Here is a 1035-nt window from a genome sequence, read left to right as displayed (position 1 = left end):
GCTATCGGTCATCAGGAAGTATTCAGCCTTACCACGTGGTCGTGGCAGATTCACACGGGATTTCACGGGCCCCGTGCTACTCGGGAACACACCCAAGAGACACCGCAGTTTCGTCTACCGGACTCTCACCGTCTACGGTCGGCCTTCCCATGCCGTTCGACTACCACGATATTTTGTAACTCTTCGACCCAGCGGCAGCTGAATCAGGATGGTCCCACAACCCCGCACACGCAACGCCTGCCGGCTATCACACGCGCACGGTTTAGGCTAATCCGCTTTCGCTCACCACTACTCACGGAATCACTATTGTTTTCTCTTCCTGCGGGTACTGAGATGTTTCACTTCCCCGCGTTCCCACCAACCTGCCTATACATTCAGCAGGCGGCGACACCCCATGACGAGTGCCAGGTTTCCCCATTCGGAAATCCCCGGATCAAAGTCTGGTTGCCGACTCCCCGAGGCATATCGCAGGCTCCCACGTCCTTCATCGGCTCCTGATGCCAAGGCATCCACCGTATGCCCTTAAAAACTTGAACACACAAAACGATCAAAACAAATCGCAGACAAGAACACGATCCAAAGACCGCATTCTCGCCAGAGATGCTCGCGTCCACTGTGCAGTTCTCAAAAAACAACCGGGCCCACCAGCGCCACACCACCCGTTGCAGGTGATGCGGCGTCTAGTCCCGCAGTCCGAGGTGCCTGGGCTTGCGCCCGTTCCCTCAGGACCCAACAGCGTGTCCAACCTGCCAACCGCCCGGGACTCACCGTTCCCACTCCCCGAAGATGGTCTCCCATCCCAGGGCGGTACTAGCTGAGCCGCACGGCCAGCAGACTGAGTAGCCAGTGCTCCACATCTATGAGCAGCCACCTGACAGACACTCGCTGTCAACAGTGGCCACCGACCATGACCCCTCGCAAGCGAGGCGGCCTGGCCAGCTGTGCTCCTTAGAAAGGAGGTGATCCAGCCGCACCTTCCGGTACGGCTACCTTGTTACGACTTCGTCCCAATCGCCGGCCCCACCTTCGACCGCT

General features: G+C 58.6%; 2 rRNA genes. Both read right to left on the bottom strand.

The window, feature by feature from the left end:
* Positions 1–536 (bottom strand): 23S ribosomal RNA (locus ACGFI1_RS44350); the annotation flags it as partial.
* 416 nt (positions 537–952) lie between these two features.
* Positions 953–1035 (bottom strand): 16S ribosomal RNA (locus tag ACGFI1_RS44345); the annotation flags it as partial.

The organism is Actinomadura geliboluensis (genome assembly GCF_043197915.1).
GTDB classification, from domain to species: Bacteria; Actinomycetota; Actinomycetes; order Streptosporangiales; family Streptosporangiaceae; genus Spirillospora; species Spirillospora geliboluensis.
This window is presented reverse-complemented; position numbering and strand designations above follow the sequence as displayed.